Genomic DNA, 20557 nt, shown 5'->3' on the forward strand with positions numbered 1-20557 from the left:
TGTGGACCTGCGACGGGCAACGGCCGCTGACGCACGCGACATCGCCGACGTGTGGCTGCGGTCGTTCACCGCCGCGCTGCCGACCGTCCGGCGCGCCCACGACGATGACGCGGTGCGTTGGTGGTTCGCGAATATCGTGGTGCCACAGCAAGAAACCTGGGTGGCGGTTGCCAAGTCCACTGTGGCCGGACTGCTCGTGCTCGACGGGTCAGAGCTGGCGCAGCTCTATCTCGACCTTCCGTGGCGCGGGCGCGGCATCGGCGCACAACTGGTGGACTTGGCCAAACGGCTCCGTCCCGACGGGCTGACGTTGTGGACGTTCCAGATCAACGAGCCCGCGCAACGGTTTTACCGCCGACACGGTTTTGCCGCCGTCGAATACACCGACGGACAGCGAAATGAAGAGCGCGAGCCAGACGTGCGTTACGCCTGGCCCGCGCCTCAAGCAGACTGAGCGAACTTGAACACCCCGTTGGGGTCGTACTTCTTCGCCACCTGGTCCAGCCGGGCCGCATTGTCGCCGTAGTAGGCCGACTTCCAGTCCGGCAGGTCCGGGTCGATGTAATTCACGTAACCGCCGCGCGCGCCCGCGTCCGCCAGCCCGGCGACCACAGTGGACACTGACTTGCGCGCGCTCTCCTGGCTGCCCGCGGTGGCCGGGGCGTAGACCTGGATGCTGGCCAGCGCCTTCCGGTGCGGGAACGCCGTGTCCGCCGGCGCGATATCCCCCACCGCGCCGCCGAGGCCGTCGATGAGCAGGTCCATTCCCTTGTGTCCGGACGCGAGATCGGCGATCTTCCCGCCGTCGACCGGATCGGTGATGATCCGCGACGACGCCACGAAAGTCTGCCGTTCCGAACTGCCGGAGAAGTAGTTCATCGCCGCGCCGTAGCCGAGGGTCTTCATCGTGCGGGTGGACGGCGACACCGACAGTCCGCTGAGCGCCGACGTCAGGCCCGCCGAACCGCCCACGAACGCCCCGCCGATCCGGCACGCCCCGCTCGGACCGCCGGAAACCACGCAGTTCGACCACAATTCGGGCGGCGCGCTCGGCAGCCAGCGCTGCCACGCGTCGACCACGTCGCCCGCCGAACCGGACTGGAACTTCAGCGAGAACACCGTGACGGTCGGCGCTTCCACGGTGCTGAAGGTGAACGACGTGACCACGCCGAAGTTTCCGCCCCCGCCGCCGCGCAGCGCCCAGAACAAGTCGTCGTCCGCTTGCGCGCTCACCGTGCGGAGCTTGCCGTCCGGCGTGACGATCTGCGCGGACTGCAGCCGGTCGCACGTCAAACCGTATTTACGGGTCAATACGCCGATTCCGCCGCCGAGCGCGAGCCCGGCGATGCCGACCGTCGGGCACGAACCCGCTGGCAGGCAACGACCCGCCTTCGCCAGCTCCGAATAGACATCGCCGAGTTTCGCGCCCGCACCGATCACCACCTGGTCACCCTGAATGTCCACACCAGCCATACCGCCGACGTCGACGACCAACCCCCCGTCCGGCGCGGAATACCCGGCATAGCTGTGTCCACCGCTGCGCGCGGCGAGCGGGATCCGGCCGCCTGCCGCTTCAACGCACGCCTGCACGTCCTCCGGCTTCGTGCATTTCGCGACCGCCGCTGGATTCTGCCCGTCGAAAAGCGGGTTGAACGCACGTTTCGCGGTGGCGAACCCACCGTCGCTGGGCAGCACCAGGTCCCCGGAGAGCTTGCCGCGCAACGCGTTCCAGTCCGGCGGCCCGGACGGCTTCGAACTGGTGCTCGGCGGCACGGTCGCTCTCGACGTCGGGCTGGTCTGCGGCACCGACGGCCCCGGTTTCGCCGTGCACGCCGCGGCCACCGCGCCGACCGCCGTCAATCCGGCGGCGCGCAAAAACGTCCTTCTCCCGACTGTCATGTTCATTCAGACGCCTCAGACCTCAGGTCGGTTGCGAAAAGTCCGGTCAGCAATGCCTCGAGGGCGAATTCGAACCGCTCGTCGTGCCGGGCCCCGTCCCGCAGCGCTTGCGCGAGCAGCGGAAAGCGGTCCGCGTCAAGGTGCCCCAGACTGTCCACATCGGACTGGGCACCGGGCGCGCGACCGGCCTCGGCGAGCGTGTGCCCGAGCACGAAGGTCATCACGGCGTTCACCATGTCCAGCCCGCGGGCCGGCGGCAGCTCGAGCAGCCGCAACGCGGTTTCGATCACCTGCAGCGAGTCCGGGCTGACCGCGGGGCGGGTCGCGGCGAGCGGCAGCACACCCGGATGCGCGAGCAACTGCCCGCGGTACGTCCGCGCCACCCGGCCCAGCCACTGCTGCCCGCGCTCGCCGGACTCCGGTTCGATCCCGGCCAGCGCCGAGACCAGCCGGTCGATCAGGGCGTCGAACAGCGCTTCCTTGTTCGGCACGTAGTGGTAGAGCGTCATCGCCTCCACGCCGAGTTCCGCGCCGAGCTTGCGCATGGACAACGCGGCGATGCCGTGCTTGTCCACGAACGCGAGCGCGGCGTCGACGACCCGCTCCCTGGTCAGCCCGGCGCGCGGCCGGGCCCTCCGATCGGACACTGGTCCCCCTTGACGTTTCTTACGGCGTAAGGTACCACTGTCCTCGTCTCTTACAGCGTAAGAATCGAGGAAGCGATGCCTGACCCCAAGACCGTCCTGCGGCAGTTCCTTTCGATCGTCAACAGCCACGACCTCAGCGAACTGGACACCGTGGTGGCCGACGACGTGACCGAATCCGGCCCCGTCGTGGTCGACGCGCCGACCGGCGGACTCGCCGCCTTCCGTACCGGCTGGACGCAGCTGCTGACCGCGTTCCCGGATCTGCACGTGAATCTCGATTCGCTGCTCGCCGAAGGCGATCGGGCCGCGGCCACGGTGACGCTCACCGCCACCAACACCGGCTACTACCGCAGAGGCTTCGCGACCGGCAAAAGCGGAACGTGGCGCGGTTTCGTCCTGGCGCGGGTGACCGACGGCCGGATCTCCGAACTCGACATCCAGACCGACCGGCTCGCCATCCTGCAGCAGCTGGGCATCGTCGGCGACGACGACGAACTCGCGGCCGCCCGGCAATCCGGTTGAAATCAGAGCAGCGGAGCCATTTCCGGCACCGGCCCGGAAAGCACCGAACCCTCGCCGCACCCGGTCAACCAAGCCAGCACCGTCCCCGGCGTCCCGGTCACGAGATCGCCGCCCTCGCCGAAAGTCCAGGTACGGACGCCATCGGTAAGGCGGAACGAAGGCAGCGGACGCGGACACATCCGAATCAGCGTGGCAACCACCGCGTCGAGATGCTCGCCGAGAAGCGCGGTGGCGCTGTCGAAATCATGGCCAGCGTCAAGGTCGACCAGGTGAATCGTGGTCTCGGACAGCCGCAGCGTCAGCACGTCCGCGCCGGTCAGCTCACCGCCGTGCCGGTGCCGGACGCGTGCTGACCAAGTCTCGTCCGACAGCCGCGCGGCGTGGTCCGTCAACCGCTTCCCGGACGCCACCAGGTCGGCCATGATGTCCGCCGGAGCACGGCCCGCGCCAGCCTCGATGTCGTCGTCCCGGGCATTGCCCGGACCGTACATCGACCGCTCGACCCCGGTTTCCGCCCAGGTCAACAGGTTCCCGAGGGCGTCCGCGTTGCGCGCGAGGTGGGTGAGCAGATGCGCGCGCGTCCAGCCGGGCAGCGCGCTCGGCTCGGCGAACGCCGCCTCCGGCATCGCCTCGGCGATTCGTGCCCATTCGTCGTGCAGTTCCCGGATCCGGTCCAGCGCCGCAGTCGTCACCCGGACGATCTTAGGTCAGCGGCGCAGTGCCGCGGGCGCGTTCGCCGGAACCGCCGGGTTCTTCGGCGCGACCGGCTCCATCCGGGCGTACCCGCTGGTCTGTTCGGGCCGCTCGTCGGCCTCGCCCTTGTTGGGCCAGAACGAAAACGCCCGCTCCGCCTGCGCGGCGATGGTGAGCGACGGGTTCACGCCGAGGTTCGCGGTGATCGCCGAACCGTCCACAACGGACAATCCGGGATAGCCGTAAACCCGGTGGTACGGATCGATGACGCCGCTGTCGGCGCTGTCGCCGATCGGCACGCCGCCGATGAAGTGCGCGGTGAGCGGGATGTCGAAAACCTCGCCCCAGGTGCCGCCCGGCATGCCGCCGATCCGTTCCGCGGTAAGGACATTCGCCTCGTGCCCGGCCGGGATGAAGCTCGGGTTCGGCTCGCCGTGGCCCTGTTTCGACGTGTACTTCCGCCGTCCGAACAGGCCGGGTCGCGTGTAGGTGGTGATGGAGTTGTCGAGGCTCTGCATCACCAGCAGAATCACCGTGCGCTCGCTCCACCGGTACGCGTTCAGCAGTTTCGCCGACTGCACCGGGTGCCTGACCAGGAACGTGAGCGCCTGCCGCCAGCGCGGAACGGTCGAAGACCCGTCAGTGGCAACGGTTTGCAGCAGGCTCATCGCGTTGCTGCCCTTGCCGTAACGCACCGGTTCGATATGCGTGTTTTCGTCCGGATGGATCGACGAGGTAATCGCGACGCCGCGGCTGAAGTCTCGTTCGGAGTCCACAGTGGTCCGCGCCGCGCCGATGATGGCCTCGGAGTTCGTCCGGGTCAGCTCGCCGAGCTTGCCGGACAACTTCGGCAGCGCGGCCGTGTCCTTCATGCGGTGCAACAGGTTCTGCGTGCCCCAGGTGCCAGCCGCGAACACCACCTGCGACGCCGTGACCGTGGTCCGGAAACGCCGCGAACGGGTTCCGGTCTTCTGCAACGTGATCGCGTAACCGTTGCTGCGCGGGCTCACCGACGTCACCGTGGTCAGCGGAATGACCTTCGCGCCGTCCTTTTCCGCGAGGTACAGGTAGTTCTTCACCAGCGTGTTCTTCGCGCCGACGCGACAACCGGTCATGCACGAACCGCATTCGGTGCACCCGACCCGATCCGGCCCGGCTCCGCCGAAGAACGGGTCCTTCGCCGTCTCGCCCGGCTTGCCGAAGTACACCCCGACCGGCGTGGCGTGGAACGAGTCCTCGACGCCCATGTCCTTCGCGACGTCCCGCATCACCACGTCCGACGGCGTGATCGTCGGGTTCGTGACGACGCCGAGCATGCGGCTGGCCTGGTCGTAGTGCGGCGCGAGTTCGCTTTCCCAGTCGGTGATGTGCGCCCACTGCCGGTCTTGGTAGAACGGCTTGAGCGGCCGGTACAGCGTGTTCGCGTACACCAGCGAACCGCCGCCGACGCCGGCGCCGGCCAGCACCATCACGTCGTTGAGCATGTGGATGCGCTGGATGCCGTAACAGCCGAGCTGCGGGGCCCAGAGGTAGCGCTTGAGATCCCAGGACGTCTTGGCGAACTCGTCGTCGGCGAACCTCCGGCCCGCCTCGACCACCGCGACGCGGTAGCCCTTCTCGGTCAGCCGCAACGCCGCGACGCTGCCGCCGAACCCAGACCCGACGACGAGGACGTCGTAGTCGGGTTCTTGCCGCGCGGTGGTGGTGTTACTGGCAGTCACAGGAAAGAGGGTAACCCCCGGGAAGCCGCCAGGCCAGAGTTAAGTTACTCGCGAGTTACCTCAGCGGGTCTTGCGCCGCGGCGCGAACCGGAACAGCTCGCCGAGCGCCCGGATGATGGCGGGCCGCTCCGCCGGTTTCGTCCCGCGCAACGCCACGACCAGCGCGAGCAACCGGACCAGCAGGCTCCCCACCACGATCCCGCCGAGCCACCAGGCCGACGCGGACTCCCCCAGCAGTGCCATCCGCTCACCCTTCAGGTGCGACACCGGACTCCAAAGATAACGAAAGCATAACGGAGACCGGGCCGCGTGGTACCCAGCGGGCACAAAAAAGGCCCCCGTGAAGGGGGCCTTTTTCGCGAGTACCTCAGCCGCGGACGGTCAGCCCGACGCGCTGGAACTCCTTCAGGTCCGAGTAGCCCGTCTTCGCCATCGCGCGGCGCAGGGCGCCGAACAGGTTCACCACGCCCTCCGCGTCCGAGGACGGGCCGAACAGCAGCGTCTTCAGGTCCACCGCGTAGTCCGAGTCCGGGCCAGCGACCACGCGCGAGCGCGGCAGCGACGGGTGCGCCGCCGCGGCGGTCCAGTACAGGCCCTGGCCCGGCGCGTCCGACGCGGTCGCCAGCGGGGCGCCGAGCATGACCGCGTCCGCGCCACAGGCGACCGCCTTCGCGATGTCGCCCGACGTCGTGATGCCGCCGTCGGCGAGGACGTGCACGTAGCGGCCGCCGGTCTCGTCCAGGTAGTCGCGGCGGGCGGCGGCCGCGTCCACGATCGCCGTCGCCATCGGGGTGCCGATGCCGAGCACGCGGTCGGTGCTGGTGACGCCCTCGGTGTAGCCGTGGCCGACGATGACGCCCGCCGCGCCGGTGCGCATCAGGTGCATGGCCGTGCGGTAGTCGCTCACGCCGCCCGCGATCACCGGCACGTCGAGACGGCCGATGAACTCCTTGAGGTTGAGCGGTTCCGCGTCGCGCTGCACGTGCTCGGCGGAGATGATCGTGCCCTGCACGACCAGGATCTCGACGCCCGCGGCGATCAGGTCCGGGGTCAGCTCGGCGGCGTGCTGCGGGCTGACCCGCGCGGCCACCGTCACGCCGGATTCGCGGACCGTCTTGATCGCCTCGGTCAGCAGGTCGAGGCGGATCGGAGCGGCATGCAGCTCCTGCAGCTCGCGCACGACCGCGGCCGGGTCTTCGCTGTCCTCCGCCGCGCGAACGAGGCGGAAGATCGCTTCCTCGACGTTCGCGTGCCGGGCCCAGAGCCCTTCGGCGTTGAGCACGCCGAGGCCGCCCAGCTCGCCGATCGCCACCGCGGTCCCCGGCGACACGATCGCGTCCGTCGGGTGGGTGACCAGCGGCAAGTCGAACCGGTACGCGTCGATCTGCCAGGCAGTGGACACCACCGACGAGGAGCGCGTCCGCCTCGACGGCACGATCTCCACGTCATCGAGGTCATACGCCCGCCGCGCCGTGCGGCCCATGCCGATCTCGACCAGATCCCGCACGTGATGTCCCTTCTCGCGCCCGCCGTCTTCGGGGTCCATTGTCGCGAGTCGGCGCGGGTGACCTGCGCGCGGGGGACCGTTGCGGTGGCGACAACCACCGGTTGTGCGCGCGGTTGTTTGCCACCGGCGCGGGCGGGTGGTTGGCTGCCCGGCTGGACGAGGGGGACGGTTTTGGCGCTGGGCAAGGACTTTCACCGGCTGTGGATGGCGTACGCGGTCAGCATCGCGGGCACTTACTTCGCCCTCGACGCCTTCTCGATCATCGCGGTACGGGTGCTGCACAGCAGTGCCGCGCAGGTGTCGTTGCTGGCCGGAGCCGGGCTCGCGGTGGGTTCGCTGGCCGCACTCCCGCTCGGTCCGTGGGTGGAATTCCGGCGGAAACGGCCGGTGCTGATCGCCATGGACCTCGTCCGGTTCGCCGCCCTGCTCACGCTGCTGCCCGCGTATTTGCTCGACCTGCTGACGTTCGCCCAGCTCGTGGCGGTGTCGGTGATCGTGGCGGCGGCGAACATCGCGTTCACCTCGGCGAGCGGCGCGTATCTGAAGTCACTGGCGGCTGGTCCAGACCTGCTCACCGCCAACGGCCGGTTCGAGACGACACTGTGGACCGCGACCGCGATCGGCCCACCAGCGGGCGGTGCCGCGATCGGGTTCTTCGGCCCGCTCGCCACTGTGCTCCTCGACGCGATCAGCTACTTGCTCTCCGCACTCTCGCTCTCGACGATCCGCACCCGCGAGCGCACTCCGGCCCGCCCCGCCGCCTTCCGCGCCGCCGACCTCGTCGAGGGCTGGCGGTACGTGTTCCGGCACGCCCGGCTGCGGATGCTCTTCCTCAACTCCTGTCTGGTCAACGGCCTGATCATGGCCACCGCGCCGGTGCTGGCGGTGCTCCTGCTCGGCGAACTCGGCCTGCCGACCTGGCAGTACGGGCTCGCGTTCGGCGTCCCGTGCCTCGGCGGCCTGGTCGGCTCCCGGCTCGCCCGCCGGCTGGTGCCGCGCTACGGCCGGGTCCGGTTGCTGCCGATCGTCGGCGCGGTCCGGACGTGCTGGGTCGTGCTGCTGGCGTTCGTGCCGCCCGGGATCGGCGGACTGTTCTGGGTGATGGCGGTGGAGTTCGGGCTGATCATCAGCTCGGCGGCGTACAGCACGGTCCTGGCGACCTACCGGCTCGAGGAGACCGAAGACGGCTACGTGAGCCGGATGTTGTCCGCGTGGCGGATCAGCAACGGCGCCTGCACCGCCGGGTTGACGCTGTTGTGGGGTGTGGTGGCGACGTGGCTGGGCACGCGCGGAGCGCTCGGGCTGGCGGGCGCGTTGATGCTGACGGCGCCGTTGCTGCTGCTCGGGTGGAACCGCGTTCAGAACGAGACGCGCGCGGTGGAATCGGTGCGCAGCACGGATTCCTGATCGAACAGGTGCTTGTAGTCGGTGCGGATCTGCTCGAGGTCGGCGTTCGCGTGCTGGTTCGTCGGCGGATACAGCACGACGAGCACGATCGAATGCTCGCGCACGACCGCGCCGCCGCCGGACCGCCATTGACCGGTGCCCTCGAGCTGGGTGAAGCCGTCGGGGAACCGCGGCGTGATGTCCTTCGCCGAGAAGTCCGCGAACTCCTTCTCGGTCACCTCGCCGCCGCCGGGCTTCGAGGTGCCGAAGTACAGCTCGGTGCGCTTCCACAGCGAGCTGTCCGGCGAATCCGCCGCGGCCGCCGAAGCCGCCCCTCCCCCGAGCACCATCGCGGCAGCCGCCGTCAGCACGAACCTCCGGGAAAACCGCATTCGCCCGCTCCCCTCGCCGTCACCTGGAGATCCAGTGTGGCGGGAGGAAGGAGCGGGCGAACAGGGTCGATCAGCGGGTCGTGTAGTTCGGGGCCTCGACCGTCATGGTGATGTCGTGCGGGTGGCTTTCCTTCAGCCCGGCCGCGGTGATCCGGACCAGCTGCCGCTCCTGCAGTTCCGCGATCGTGCGCGCCCCGGTGAAGCCCATTCCCGAGCGCAGCCCGCCGGTCAGCTGGTGGACCACGTTCGACAGCGGACCGCGGAAGGGGATCCGGCCTTCGATGCCTTCCGGCACCAGCTTGTCGTCGGAGAGCACGTCGTCCTGGGCGTAGCGGTCCTTGGAGTAGGACTTCGCCTCGCCACGCGACTGCATGGCGCCCAGCGAGCCCATGCCGCGATAGACCTTGAACTGCTTGCCGTTGACCAGGATCAGGTCACCCGGCGATTCGGCGGTGCCAGCGAGCAGGCTGCCCAGCATGACGGTGGACGCACCGGCCGCGATCGCCTTCGCGATGTCGCCGGAGTACTGGATGCCGCCGTCGCCGATCACCGGGACGCCCGCCGGACGACAAGCCAGGTCCGCCTCGTAGATCGCCGAGATCTGCGGCACACCGACGCCCGCGACGACTCGCGTGGTGCAGATCGAGCCCGGTCCGACGCCGACCTTCACTCCGTCCGCGCCAGCATCGACCAGCGCCTGCGCACCGGCCCGCGTGGCGACGTTGCCGCCGACGATGTCGACGGTCTCGCCCAGTTCCTTCTTCAGCAGCCGCACCGCGTCGATGACCGCACGCGAGTGGCCGTGCGCCGTGTCGACCATCAGCACGTCCACCCCGGCCTCGGCCAGCGCCATCGCGCGCTTGTGCCCGTCCGGTCCCACGCCGACCGCGGCGCCGACCACGAGGCGGCCGTCCGGGTCCTTCGAAGCCCGCGGGTACTGCTCCGTCTTCACGAAGTCCTTGACCGTGATCAGACCGCGCAGCTTGCCCGCGCCGTCGACGATCGGCAGCTTCTCGATCTTGTGGCGGCGCAGCAGCCCGAGCGCGGCCTCCGCGGTGACGCCGACCTGAGCGGTCACCAGCGGTGTCCTCGTCATGACCTCGCTCACGAGGCGCGTGTGGTCGACCTCGAACCGCATGTCGCGGTTGGTGATGATGCCCACGAGCGCGCCGGACGCGTCAGTGACCGGGACACCGGAGATCCGGAACCGCGCGCACAGGGCGTCGACCTCGGCGAGAGTGTCGTCCGGGGCGCAGGTGACCGGGTCGGTGACCATGCCCGCCTCGGACCGCTTGACGACCTCGACCGCCGCGGCCTGTTCCTCGATCGGGAGGTTGCGCTGCAGCACGCCGATCCCGCCCTGGCGGGCCATGGCGATCGCCATCCGCGCCTCGGTGACCGTGTCCATAGCCGCGGAGACCAGCGGAACGTTGAGCTTGATGTTGCGGGTGAGCTGCGTGCTCGTGTCCACCGCGCTGGGCACCACGTCCGATTCCGCGGGCAGCAGCAGCACGTCGTCGAAGGTCAAGCCGAGCATCGCGAACTTGCTGGGCACTGCGGGGGTGATGCTTTCGCTGGTCATGAGGGGCGAAGGGCCTTCCTGGCGGGAGTGGGCTGGAGTCGCGGGCAGCGGTGCCTGGCGTGGGCCGAGGGTGGTCGGGCCTTCCCCTCATGATATCCGGGCCGGGGCCCTGGCCCGGGTGGGTGGCCCGGCGGGTAGCGTGCAGGCCGTGCCGCACGATGTGTTGCCCCCCGATCCGTTCGCGGACGACCCGGACGATCCGGCCCGGGCCATCCCCGACCCCGACGACCACCTGGAAGAGCCGATCAGCGCGGACGAGCGCACCGAGCTGCTGGCCGACCTGTCCGACCTCGCCGTGTACCAGGCTCTGCTGGAGCCTCGCGGGGTCCGCGGCATCGTGGTCGACTGCGGCGAGTGCGACGAACCCCACTATCACGACTGGACGCTGCTGCGCGCGAGCCTGGAGCAGCTGCTGTCCGACGGCCGGATGCGCCCGCACGAGCCGGCCTTCGACCCGAACCCGACCGACTACGTGAGCTGGGACTACTGCCGCGGGTTCGCGGACGGGGTCACCGCGAACGAAAGCGCGTACTGACTTCTCCGGTCCTGAACAGCCTTGAAAAGAAGGTCCTGGTGAGCTTGGCCACCAGGGCCTTCTTCGTGTGCGCGGACAGGTTGTCCACAGGATTTGCCCACAGTTGTGTCGACTTGTGGACAACCAGGAAAGCGCCCCAATGTGGCGTTGGGTGCGCTCAACGCACCGAACGCCACATTGGGTGCGTCAGATGCACCCAACGCCACATTGGGGTTTTTATTCGCGAGCGGAGTGGTGCCCGGCCTCCTCGGCTCGGCAGGGCGCTCGCCGGACAGTTCAGCGGCGGGACTTCCCGATCTGGGCTTTGGCGACCTCAGCATCCGCCAGCGCGATCATCGCCCGCTCGGTCAGATTCGGCCACGGCGGACGGTGCACCACGGCCAGCGTCGCGAACGCCGCCGCCACAAAACCGGTGCACGCCCCGATCAGCGCGATCCGGCCTTGGTCGACCGCGGGCGTCCAGGTGACGCCGTCAGCGTTGATCGTGTACAGCCCGACCGCACGCCCCGGTCCGCCTCGACGGCCTTGCCGGGTGACGGTGATCAGCACTGTCCCGCCAGAAGTCTCGTAGGGCTCCCCGAAAACCAGCACCGCGCCTCCCCCCGTTGAAACGAAAAAGGTCCCGGCACTGTCCGTGCCGGGACCTTCGTGAAACCTACGAGCCGCTGGTGCCGTTAGGCGCCTGCACCCCTTGCGACGACTCGTTGCGCGGGCTGCTGCCCGTGCCCGGATCGTTCGGGGTTGCGCTCGCCGACGGCGGCGGCGAACTCGGCGTCGACGTCACCGGCGGAAGCGGCGTCACCGACGTGACCGGCGGCGGATTGGTGTGCCCGCCTCCGGTGCCCGGCAGCGACGTCGACTGGCCGGGCGGCTGCGCCGCGCTGCTGACCGGGTCGTGCACCGGCGGAACGGCGGGCGGCGGCGACGGCTTCTGGTCCGCGGGCGGGGCCGTCGGCTGGCCGAGCTGTGCGGCCAGTTCGCGGTGCTGCTGCATGAGCTGGTTGCGGTTGTCCGCGTCGGTGACCTGGGTGAGCGCGGCCTGCGCGTCGGCGAGCGCGCGCCGGGCGTCCGCGAGCCGGTTGTCGGCCAGCGCCAGGTTCGCCTTCTCCAGGTCGAGCTTCGCCGCGGCGGCGGCCTCGACGGAGCGGGCGTGGTCGGCGTAGAGCACCTTCGTGAGGCCCCACAGCGTGTCGCCGGGCTGGGCGTCCCGCGCGGCGAGACCGGTGCCGGTGAAGGCGATCGCGGCGGCGGCGCACGCGGCGGCCACCGGCACGAGGTAGCGGCGGCGACGGCCGCGGCTTTGGTATTTGCGCGCCAGCGTGGCGGTCTTCACCGTGGTGACCGCGGTGTCGACGTCGACCAGCTCGGCGAGCGGTTCGCTGTCGATGTCGCGGCGCCACGCGAGCAGCAGCGCGTTCAGTTCCTGGTCCCCGAGCCCGTCGGCGACAGCCGGATCGGTCCCGCCGAGCGCGTCGAGCAGCGCGTCGTCGGCCTGGATGGCCGTGAGGTCGCCGTCGGCTTCCGCTTCGTACCCGGTCAGACCGCTGGCCTGCGCGGAAGGTGACAGGTCTCTGTCCCGGTCTTCGCGATCGGTCACTCAGATCACCTCCTCGGCGGCAAGCACCTTGCGCAGCCGGGCGAGTGCCCGGTGCTGGGCGACGCGGACGGCGCCCGGGGTGGAACCGACGGCTTCCGCCGTCTCTTCCGCCGACAGTCCGACCACGACCCGCAGAACGACGATTTCCCGCTGTTTGTCCGGCAGCACCTGCAGCAACTGCGCCATCCGCTCGTTCAGCTCACCCTGCAGGGCACGTTGCTCCGGGCCGACGCCGCCCTCGATCTCGTCGGGGATCTCGGCGACCGGCTCCGCCCGGTTGCGAGCCGCGGCGCGGTGCGCGTCGGCGACCTTGTGCTGGGCGATGCCGTAGACGAACGCCAGAAAGGGGCGGCCCTGGTCACGGTACGAAGGCAATGCCGTGAGCACCGCGAGACACACCTCCTGCGCAACGTCGTCTGCCGAAGCGAACGAACGCTCCTGCCTGCCAACCCTGGCGCGGCAATACCGCACCACAAGGGGACGAATGGCAGCCAGCAACCGCTCCACTGCCTGAGGGTCTCCCTCGACAGCGGCGGCGACCGGCTCGTCCAGTCCATCCCCCACAGTGGCCATCGCAGACAACAGTCCCAGCGTTACGTGTAGGCGTGCAAAGAATCCGGCGCGTGGTCGTCCCCGTCCTGCGCCGGTCACAGCTACCGTACCGTCGGAGTCCTACCAGACAACCGCCAGAGGTGGTGACCGGCGCGCCGGGCGCGGCCGGGCGGCGATTGTCGCAGGCAGACGGGCTGGGGCAGTGCCGTCACGCGGTGGGGACGCGGGCAACGACGCGGAGCAGGGGCCAGGACAACAGGTACGGGCCAGGGCTTGGCTGCCCTGGCCCGTTCGTCACCGCGGGAATCGGATCGGAAGTCCCGTACTGGCTTGCTCTGCCCCGGTCAGGACACGAGACCGCGGCGGAAGCCGTGCGCGACGGCCTGCGCCCGGTCGCGGACGCCGAGCTTGCGGAACAACCGCCGCGCGTGCGTCTTGACCGTGTCCTCGGAGAGGTACAGCTCACGGCCGATCTGGCCGTTGCTCTTGCCCTGGCTCATGCCGCGCAGGACCTGCAGCTCGCGCTCGGTGAGCTGCACGCCCGGGTCGGACGGCTGCCGCGGCGCGGGCACCGAGGTGCTGGCCAGGGTGTGCGCCAGCGCGGCGACCAGTTCGGGCCGCGAAGCGTCCCAGCGCAGGTAGCCGCGCGCTCCGCCGGCGATGGCGGCCGCGATGCTGCCCGCGTCGTCCGGGGCTCCGAAGACGATGACGTTCGCCTGGGGGTTCGCGGAGACGAGCCGGCGGGTTGCCTCGACGCCTGTCGGGACCGCGCGTTGCGTCCCGACCAGCACGACGTCGACCGGCTGACGGGTGTACCGGGCCAGCAGCTCGTCACCGTGCGCTACGCAGTCGATGCGACTGACCCCAGGCACCGCGGACATCACACGGGTGAGCCCTTCGCGGACACTGCGTCGGTCGTCGCAGATCAAGACCGTCGTCACGGGGTTTCCTTCCTGCAGCCGGGTGACATTCCACTTCCCCTATCGGACGCTTTAGTCCGAACCTTGACACGATCCGGTGGCTTTTTTTGAAGTTTCTTAGCCCGGATGCCGGAACGCCCGTTCCCGCAGGCCTACCCGGGTCCGACGGGCACCCACGGCGATTCACGTGCGATGCGCATCATGCAAGGATCCGCGTGCCGTAACACTGCGTGCAACACCTGGCGACTCCTGAATCGATACTCCTCGGCCCGGTCGGGTTCCAGATCAGCGGCGACGCGCGCGGCCACCCAATTAAGTGAATCGAGTTCATATTTCTCGGCGTCTTCGGCGGCTGTGAGAACGAGTTCCCGCGCGCCGCTTTGGCGGGCGGCGAGCAGGGTGACGCCGAGGACGATGCCGGACTTCACGACGTGTCGCTGAGCGTGACAGGCGACAGCGGTCTCATAGGCGAGGCGAGCCGGGGCGACGGCTGCTTCGGGCTGACCGTCGGCGAGTTCGATCTCGGCCCCCACCCAGCCGCCCCGGACGGTCGCCCGCCAGCGACGGTCGGTTTGGGCGGCCCGGATCGAGAGGCGGCGGGCGGCGGAGATGCGTCCTAGGGCGAGGTTGTCGGCGGCTAGGCCCAGGAGGGCGTCGGCTCGCGCACCTTGGAGGTCTAGGCCGTTGGGGTCTTCGGCGGAGGCGCTGCCGGGGCTGTCTCGGCCGGCGGATGAAGCGGGCGTGCTGGAGCTCGCAGTGGCGGGCAGCAGGGACGTTGTTGGGGAATCAGTCGCTGCCAAGCCGCCAGCCCTGCGCTCCCCCGCTCCGCCCAGCCCGACCGCCAGTAGCGCCTCCCCGTCCAGCTTCCGCGCCGCCACGTGTCCGCCAAGCTGTCGCCGATGCGACGCGAGCGCGCTCGCCGCCAGAGAGGCCGTCAGCGGGTCTCGGCCGCGGCAAAGCGGGTCGAGCAAGGCCGCGGCCGTCGCGTATCGGCCGCGGGCGCCCAGCACGATCGCCGCCAGGAGGCGTTGCCTTGGCGTGCCGTCGCGAGGTATCGAGGCCGCTGACCCGGCGTCCGAGCCGAACGCGAGGGCCGTCAGCGCTTCTTCGTCCACCCCACCTTTCTAGCGTGGAGCACCGACAAGAACGTGCTCCACGCGGTCGGCCGCCGCGGAAAGATCACCGAGCAGCTCGACTTTCGACGGCAGCAGCGCCGGATCCCAGCCGGGGCCGCACGCGAACAGGCGCGTCCGCTGCCGTCCGCGAGACACGCGCGCGAAGAGCCGTGGATCGGCGTTCGCTCGATTCGCCCACAGCACCACCGCGGCGGGCGCGCTTCGCCGTACCGCCACTGCCAGCACTTCTTGAGGCAGCGCAATGCCGAAGAGCTGCGCGCCGATCCGCCGTCCCGCGAGAGCGGCCGCGAGCGCGTACACCGGCATGTTGTCCCGTTCATCGGGCACACACGCGAGAAGGACTGGCCGTTGGTTGCGAGGCTCGTCGAGGACCGGCGTCGCGCGCACTAAAGCCGCGTACACGCACTCGGCAAGCAGGTACTCCACCTCCGCGCCCGCGTGCACGCCTCGCCACCGCGCGCCGAGCGCGGTGAGAACGGGGTCAATCACGCCGGACCACGCCTGAAGCACGCCTAGCTCGCAGATGGCGTCGACAAGCATTCGCTGTACCGCGCCGACGTCCATCGCCAATGCCGCAGTACTCAGTCGGCGCGCGAGTCGCGAAGGGACTTCGAAGTCGTCAGCCGCAGCCTTCGCCTCCGTTGCTTCAGCAGGCTCCGCAGGCGCTGGAACGAAGTCCGCACGCGGCATCTGCTCTAACGCGTACTGCGCGGCCTCCGCCGTTGAAGCGCCGCGAAGGAGCGCGCGCTGCATGAGTTCGAGACGGCCGATGTCAGAGCTGCCGTAGCGGCGATGTCTGCCGTCGGTGTGGCGACTGGGCCCCAGGCCGTAGCGCCGGTCCCAAGTACGCAGGGTGGACGGCGCGACACCGAGCCGGCGGGCGACCGAGGCCACCGGCAGGGTGGGTTCTCCATCGCCTGATCCGGATCCCACCCGGTCAATATCCAGCCAGCTCGCAGTAACGGCAACCCGAGCCAAAAGCCCAGCTCACACATCTGGGGGATGCCTAACGGCTGAATCGCCGCCGATCTATTGAACAACTATTGGCGCGCTTCTAACGTTACCGCCGTTGCACCGAATGGAGTATCGGCACCACAGCAGAGCAGCTAATGGCATCGACCGGATGACGGAGGCGGTCAGGATGGCAGACACGCGCAGGCTCCCCGGCCCCAACGCAGACATGTGGGACTGGCAGCTGGAGGGGTCGTGCCGGGGGATGGACAGCGGATCCTTCTTCCACCCGGACGGAGAGCGGGGACCGGCGAGGGCGCGGCGCGAGGCCAGGGCCAAGGCGATCTGCCTGTCGTGCCCGGTGCTGGAGATGTGCCGCAAGCACGCGCTCGCCGTGCACGAGCCCTACGGCATCTGGGGCGGACTGTCCGAATCGGAACGAGACCACATCATCAAACAGGACAAACGCGCGTTGACCATGGCGCACATCTGACTTTTATCACGGCGCGGAAGGGGCGGTGTCCACAGTGGACGCCGCCCCTCCGCCGTTTTCGGGCCACATCGAGAGCGCGAGGTCGATGACGGTCATCAGCGAGTCGAGGCCGACGCCGTCGCGCGCCTGCATGGTCAGTCCATAGAAGACAGTCGCGTAAAGCGCGCCGAGCGCTTCAGTGTCCACAGTGGCCGCGAGGTCGCCTTCTTCCACCCCGCGGCGAAGGCGCGCGCAGAGCTCGCGTCGCACATTGTCGCGCGAAGCAGCGAGGAACTCCCACACGGAAGCGTTGGCCGGCGTGCAGTTAGTGGCCGCGAGAACGACCATGCACCCCGTGGGGTGGCCGGGTTCCACGTACGCGCAAGCGTTGTTGCGAAGCATCGCTTCGACGGCCGCGCGCGCTGTCGGCTCTTCGGTCAACGCGCGCATCGTGTGCCGTCCGTGCGCAGCTTGGTAGTGCTTCACTGCTTCGCGGAACAGTGACTCCTTGTCCCCGAAGGCCGCGTACAGGCTCGGCGGCTTGATCCCCATCGCCTCAGTCAGCTCCGCGAGTGACGCGCCGTCGTAGCCGCGCTCCCAGAACACCAACATGGCCTGCGTGAGCGCGTCCTCGCGGTCGAACGCGCGCGGGCGGCCGCGGGGTGACATGGACCACCTTCTTTAGCGAGCGATACAAAAATCTTGACCCGGCCCATCGTACGCGGCTATTTATTTAGTCATCGCTACAGAAAGAGGTGGGGGCATGGGAACCCTGGACGGCAAGGTCGCACTGGTCACCGGCGGAAGCCGCGGGATCGGCGCGGCGATCGCACTCCGGCTGGCCGAGGACGGCGCGGACGTCGCGATCACCTACGAACGCGCCGCGGACCGGGCGGCGGACGTGGTCGCGTCCATCGAAAAACTCGGTCGGCGCGGTCTTGCCCTGCAGGCAGACGCCACGGACGCGACCGCCGTGACCAGCGCGGTCGACCGGACCGCGGCCGAACTGGGCGGGCTGGACGTGCTGGTGAACAACGCCGGGGTGTTCCAGGTGGCACCGATCGACGAACTGACGGCGGAGGCGATCGACCACACGCTGGCGGTCCACGTGAAGGCCCCGCTGGTGGCGGCCGGGGCAGCAGTGCGGCACATGCCGCGGGGCGGCCGGATCGTGACGATCGGCAGCGATCTGGCCGAGCGCATGCCGTTCGTCGGCATGAGCCTGTACGCGGCGAGCAAGTCGGCCGTGGTCGGGATGACCAAGGGCCTGGCGCGAGACCTGGGACCCCGCGGAATCACGGCGATGGTGGTCCACCCGGGCTCGACGGACACCGAGATGAACCCGGCGGACGGGCCGCATTCCGGTGACCAGTTGGCGCATATCGCGTTGGGACACTACGGAAATCCGGCGGACATCGCGGCCGCGGTGTCGTATCTGGCGGGGCCGGACGGGCGGTATCTGACGGGGACCTCGATCACAGTGGATGGCGGGTTCACTGCCTGATCGTCTTGCTGGGGAAGCCGCAGTTTCCGGACCGCGGCTTCCACCCCAAGGCATCCACCGCGAATCCAGCCCAAGCGCCACCGCCAGGTCCCGAAGCCCGACCCGACGCAGCGGCTTCCCTTTTCCAAAGCACCGCAACAAAAAAGCGGGGCGGCACTCCCCCAAAGGGAAGCACCGCCCCGCCAAAAGACGCAGCCGGAACTACATCAGTGCGAGTGGCCGTGGCCGTGACCGGCGTCCGGCTCCTCCTCGACCGGCTTCTCGACCACGGAGCTTTCCGTGGTGAGCACCAGCCGGGCGATGGACGCCGCGTTCGCGACGGCCGAGCGGGTCACCTTGACCGGGTCGACGATGCCGCCCGCGATCAGGTCGGTCAGTTCGCCGGTGGCCGCGTTGAAGCCCTGGCCCCAGGTCTGTTCCTTGACCTTGTTCACGATGACCGCGCCCTCGTGGCCCGCGTTCGTCGCGATCCAGTGCAGCGGGGCGGTGAGCGCGTCGCGAACGATGCGCACGCCGGTCGCCTCGTCACCGGTCAGGCCGAGGTCGCCGTCGAGCTCCTTGACCGCGTGCACCAGCGCCGAGCCGCCGCCGGGCAGGATGCCCTCTTCGACGGCCGCCTTGGTCGAAGCCACGGCGTCCTCGATGCGGTGCTTGCGCTCGTTCAGCTCGGTCTCGGTGGCCGCGCCGACCTTGATCACGGCCACGCCGCCGCCGAGCTTCGCGAGCCGCTCCTGCAGCTTTTCGCGGTCCCAGTCGGAGTCGGTGGTCTCGATCTCCTTGCGGATCTGCGCGGTCCGCCCGGCGATGTCGTCCTTCGTCCCCGCGCCGTCGACGATCGTCGTGTCGTCCTTGGTGACGACGACCCGGCGGGCCTTGCCCAGCGAGCCGAGGTCGACCTCGGACAGCTTGCGGCCGATCTCCGCGGAGATGACCTCGCCGCCGGTGACGACCGCGAGGTCGTCGAGGAACGCCTTGCGGCGGTCGCCGAAGAACGGGGCCTTGACCGCGACCGCGGTGATCGTCTTGCGCAGCGAGTTCACCACGAGGGTGGACAGCGCCTCGCCGTCGACGTCCTCGGCGATGATGAGCAGCGGCTTCTTCGCCTCGACGACCTTCTCCAGCACCGGGAGCAGGTCGGCCAGCGACGAGATCTTCTCGCGGCTCAGCAGGATGTAGGCGTCCTCGAGGGTCGCCTTCTGGTCCTCCGGGTTGGTCGCGAAGTGCGCCGACAGGAAGCCCTTGTCGAACTGGACGCCCTCGGTGATCACGAGCTCGGTCGCCAGCGTGGACGACTCCTCGATGGTGATCACGCCGTCCTCGCCCACGCGCTCGACGGCCTCGCCGAGCAGCGCGCCGATCGCCGCGTCACGCGAGGTGACGGTGCCGACCTGGGCGATGTTGTCGCGGCCCTTGACCGGGGTGGCCTTGGCCTTGAGGACCTCGATGACCTTTTCCGCGGCCGCCTCGATGCCCTTGCCGACCGAGGTCGGGTTGGCGCCGGCGGCGACGTTGCGCAGGCCGTGCTTGACCAGCGACTGGGCCAGCACGGTGGCGGTGGTGGTGCCGTCGCCCGCGACGTCGTTGGTCTTGGTGGCGACGCTCTTCGCGAGCTGCGCGCCGAGGTTCTCGAACGGGTCGTCGAGCTCGATCTCACGAGCGACGGTGACGCCGTCGAGGGTGATCGTCGGGCCGCCGAACTTCTTGTCGAGGACGACGTGGCGACCGCGCGGGCCGAGGGTGACCTTGACCGCGTCGGCGAGCTTGTTCACCCCGCGCTCGAGCGCGCGACGAGCGTCCTCGTCGAAACTGATCTGCTTGGGCATAACGCTTTCCGCTTACCTTTCGGTTGTCGTGCGACGCAAAACGCCCCGCACCCCGGCATGAGCGGGGCCCGGGGCGTCCTTGCGCTGCGAGTGACGCGTCAGTTGATGACGGCCAGCACGTCGCGGGCGGAGAGGATCAGGTAGTCCTCGCCGTTGTACTTGACCTCGGTGCCGCCGTACTTGGAGTAGATGACGACGTCGCCGACAGCCACGTCCAGCGGAACGCGGTTGCCCTTGTCGTCGATGCGGCCCGGGCCAACGGCCAGAACCTTGCCCTCCTGGGGCTTCTCCTTGGCGGTGTCGGGGATGACGAGGCCGGAAGCGGTCGTCTCCTCGGCCTCGCTCGTCTGGACAACGATCTTGTCCTCGAGCGGCTTGATGTTCACGCTCACCGGGTTGACCTCCACGGTCGTCGAAAGCGTCGGCATGATGACTGGTTACGGCTCATACCACCCCCGCCGTCGCGGGTGCCGGGGCGTGTCCGGGCCGTTCATTTAGCACTCTAGCCACGTGAGTGCCAGCTTCGCAAGGAGGGTCCGCTCACGAGCCGGAACTCGGGACGGAAGCCGCTGACCGGCGGCTTTGTTCCACGCGGATTCCGCACCCCCGGCCGGGCGCGGCGATCAGCCGCGCCCGCCCCCCGCCGAACAGAACAGCACACGACTGAACACAAGTAACAAGAAAAACCAAATCGTAAACCGGCTTATGGTTTTAAATA

At 69.3% G+C, this 20557-nt stretch carries 23 protein-coding genes; 6 read left to right on the forward strand and 17 right to left on the reverse strand.

Translation table 11 applies throughout. The features are described from left to right. Position 1 precedes the first annotated feature (1 nt). Positions 2–454: a GNAT family N-acetyltransferase gene (locus ABZX37_RS22680; RefSeq protein WP_354742468.1), complete on the forward strand. Its 453-nt coding sequence runs from the start codon at positions 2–4 to the stop codon at positions 452–454. On the opposite strand, the gene ABZX37_RS22685 is transcribed toward ABZX37_RS22680, so the two are convergent. Further along, positions 442–1905, reverse strand: coding sequence for an FAD-binding oxidoreductase (locus ABZX37_RS22685; protein WP_354742470.1), 1464 nt, complete (start codon positions 1903–1905; stop codon positions 442–444). The genes ABZX37_RS22680 and ABZX37_RS22685 overlap by 13 nt on opposite strands. After that, on the reverse strand, positions 1902–2546 hold the full coding sequence (locus ABZX37_RS22690; protein ID WP_354742472.1) for a TetR/AcrR family transcriptional regulator C-terminal domain-containing protein: 645 nt from the start codon (positions 2544–2546) through the stop codon (positions 1902–1904). Before ABZX37_RS22690 ends, ABZX37_RS22685 begins: the two co-directional genes overlap by 4 nt. Before the next feature lie 75 nt (positions 2547–2621). On the opposite strand from ABZX37_RS22690, the gene ABZX37_RS22695 reads away from it, so the two are divergent. Further along, complete coding sequence (locus ABZX37_RS22695; protein WP_354742474.1) at positions 2622–3068, forward strand: ester cyclase; 447 nt, start codon at positions 2622–2624, stop codon at positions 3066–3068. Between the two features lie 2 nt (positions 3069–3070). Here the strand turns inward: ABZX37_RS22695 and ABZX37_RS22700 are convergent, their stop codons facing one another. The 4 genes from ABZX37_RS22700 to ABZX37_RS22715 all read right to left on the reverse strand — a co-directional run bounded on the left by ABZX37_RS22700 (position 3071) and on the right by ABZX37_RS22715 (position 6989). Further along, positions 3071–3760 carry a maleylpyruvate isomerase family mycothiol-dependent enzyme gene (locus ABZX37_RS22700; protein WP_354742476.1) on the reverse strand — a complete coding sequence of 230 codons (690 nt, stop codon included), beginning with the start codon at positions 3758–3760 and terminating at the stop codon, positions 3071–3073. 15 nt (positions 3761–3775) lie between these two features. Further along, positions 3776–5482 (reverse strand): GMC family oxidoreductase, encoded by a 1707-nt coding sequence (locus tag ABZX37_RS22705; RefSeq protein ID WP_354742478.1) that lies wholly within the window; start codon positions 5480–5482, stop codon positions 3776–3778. Positions 5483–5542: 60 nt separating this feature from the next. Then, a complete protein-coding gene (locus ABZX37_RS22710; protein ID WP_354742480.1) occupies positions 5543–5725 on the reverse strand; it encodes a hypothetical protein in 183 nt (60 codons plus the stop codon). 124 nt (positions 5726–5849) lie between these two features. Further along, entirely contained in the window at positions 5850–6989 is a 1140-nt protein-coding gene (locus ABZX37_RS22715; protein ID WP_354742515.1) for a GuaB3 family IMP dehydrogenase-related protein, read from the reverse strand. 171 nt (positions 6990–7160) lie between these two features. On the opposite strand from ABZX37_RS22715, the gene ABZX37_RS22720 reads away from it, so the two are divergent. Further along, entirely contained in the window at positions 7161–8396 is a 1236-nt protein-coding gene (locus tag ABZX37_RS22720) for an MFS transporter (RefSeq protein WP_354742482.1), read from the forward strand. Here the strand turns inward: ABZX37_RS22720 and ABZX37_RS22725 are convergent. After that, entirely contained in the window at positions 8348–8767 is a 420-nt protein-coding gene (locus ABZX37_RS22725) for a DUF3574 domain-containing protein (protein ID WP_354742484.1), read from the reverse strand. The two genes, ABZX37_RS22720 and ABZX37_RS22725, sit on opposite strands and share 49 nt — an antisense overlap. A gap of 70 nt (positions 8768–8837) precedes the next feature. Then, positions 8838–10349: an IMP dehydrogenase gene (guaB, locus tag ABZX37_RS22730; protein ID WP_354742486.1), complete on the reverse strand. Its 1512-nt coding sequence runs from the start codon at positions 10347–10349 to the stop codon at positions 8838–8840. A 139-nt stretch (positions 10350–10488) separates the two neighbouring features. Here guaB and ABZX37_RS22735 point away from each other — a divergent pair, with 139 nt between their 5' ends. Continuing rightward, positions 10489–10884, forward strand: a complete 396-nt coding sequence (locus tag ABZX37_RS22735) for a DUF5319 domain-containing protein (RefSeq protein WP_009072430.1) — start codon at positions 10489–10491, stop codon at positions 10882–10884. 276 nt (positions 10885–11160) lie between these two features. Here the strand turns inward: ABZX37_RS22735 and ABZX37_RS22740 are convergent, their stop codons facing one another. From ABZX37_RS22740 to ABZX37_RS22765, 6 genes are all read right to left on the reverse strand, one after another. Next, entirely contained in the window at positions 11161–11475 is a 315-nt protein-coding gene (locus ABZX37_RS22740) for a hypothetical protein (protein WP_354742488.1), read from the reverse strand. 64 nt (positions 11476–11539) lie between these two features. Then, complete coding sequence (locus ABZX37_RS22745) at positions 11540–12481, reverse strand: anti-sigma-D factor RsdA (protein WP_354742490.1); 942 nt, start codon at positions 12479–12481, stop codon at positions 11540–11542. Further along, on the reverse strand, positions 12482–13054 hold the full coding sequence (locus ABZX37_RS22750) for a sigma-70 family RNA polymerase sigma factor (protein WP_009072423.1): 573 nt from the start codon (positions 13052–13054) through the stop codon (positions 12482–12484). Positions 13055–13377: 323 nt separating this feature from the next. Further along, on the reverse strand, positions 13378–13974 hold the full coding sequence (locus tag ABZX37_RS22755; protein WP_020662719.1) for a response regulator transcription factor: 597 nt from the start codon (positions 13972–13974) through the stop codon (positions 13378–13380). A gap of 131 nt (positions 13975–14105) precedes the next feature. Continuing rightward, complete coding sequence (locus ABZX37_RS22760; protein WP_354742493.1) at positions 14106–15068, reverse strand: hypothetical protein; 963 nt, start codon at positions 15066–15068, stop codon at positions 14106–14108. A 9-nt stretch (positions 15069–15077) separates the two neighbouring features. Then, the gene (locus ABZX37_RS22765) at positions 15078–15983 is read right to left on the reverse strand and encodes a MerR family transcriptional regulator (protein ID WP_354742517.1); all 906 of its coding nucleotides are present in this window, start codon (positions 15981–15983) and stop codon (positions 15078–15080) included. Positions 15984–16230: 247 nt separating this feature from the next. On the opposite strand from ABZX37_RS22765, the gene ABZX37_RS22770 reads away from it, so the two are divergent. Further along, positions 16231–16533 carry a WhiB family transcriptional regulator gene (locus tag ABZX37_RS22770; RefSeq protein ID WP_037816439.1) on the forward strand — a complete coding sequence of 101 codons (303 nt, stop codon included), beginning with the start codon at positions 16231–16233 and terminating at the stop codon, positions 16531–16533. A gap of 6 nt (positions 16534–16539) precedes the next feature. Here the strand turns inward: ABZX37_RS22770 and ABZX37_RS22775 are convergent, their stop codons facing one another. After that, positions 16540–17181: a TetR/AcrR family transcriptional regulator gene (locus ABZX37_RS22775; protein ID WP_354742496.1), complete on the reverse strand. Its 642-nt coding sequence runs from the start codon at positions 17179–17181 to the stop codon at positions 16540–16542. Positions 17182–17275: 94 nt separating this feature from the next. Between ABZX37_RS22775 and ABZX37_RS22780 the strand changes: the two genes are divergently transcribed. Beyond that, a complete protein-coding gene (locus ABZX37_RS22780; protein WP_354742498.1) occupies positions 17276–18016 on the forward strand; it encodes an SDR family NAD(P)-dependent oxidoreductase in 741 nt (246 codons plus the stop codon). Positions 18017–18222: 206 nt separating this feature from the next. Here the strand turns inward: ABZX37_RS22780 and groL are convergent, their stop codons facing one another. Beyond that, positions 18223–19839 (reverse strand): chaperonin GroEL, encoded by a 1617-nt coding sequence (gene groL, locus ABZX37_RS22785; protein WP_354742500.1) that lies wholly within the window; start codon positions 19837–19839, stop codon positions 18223–18225. A gap of 98 nt (positions 19840–19937) precedes the next feature. Beyond that, a complete protein-coding gene (groES, locus tag ABZX37_RS22790; protein WP_020662728.1) occupies positions 19938–20267 on the reverse strand; it encodes a co-chaperone GroES in 330 nt (109 codons plus the stop codon). Positions 20268–20557 lie beyond the last annotated feature (290 nt).

Origin of the sequence: Amycolatopsis sp. NPDC004079 (assembly GCF_040610415.1) — a bacterium.
GTDB lineage: Bacteria > Actinomycetota > Actinomycetes > Mycobacteriales > Pseudonocardiaceae > Amycolatopsis > Amycolatopsis halotolerans.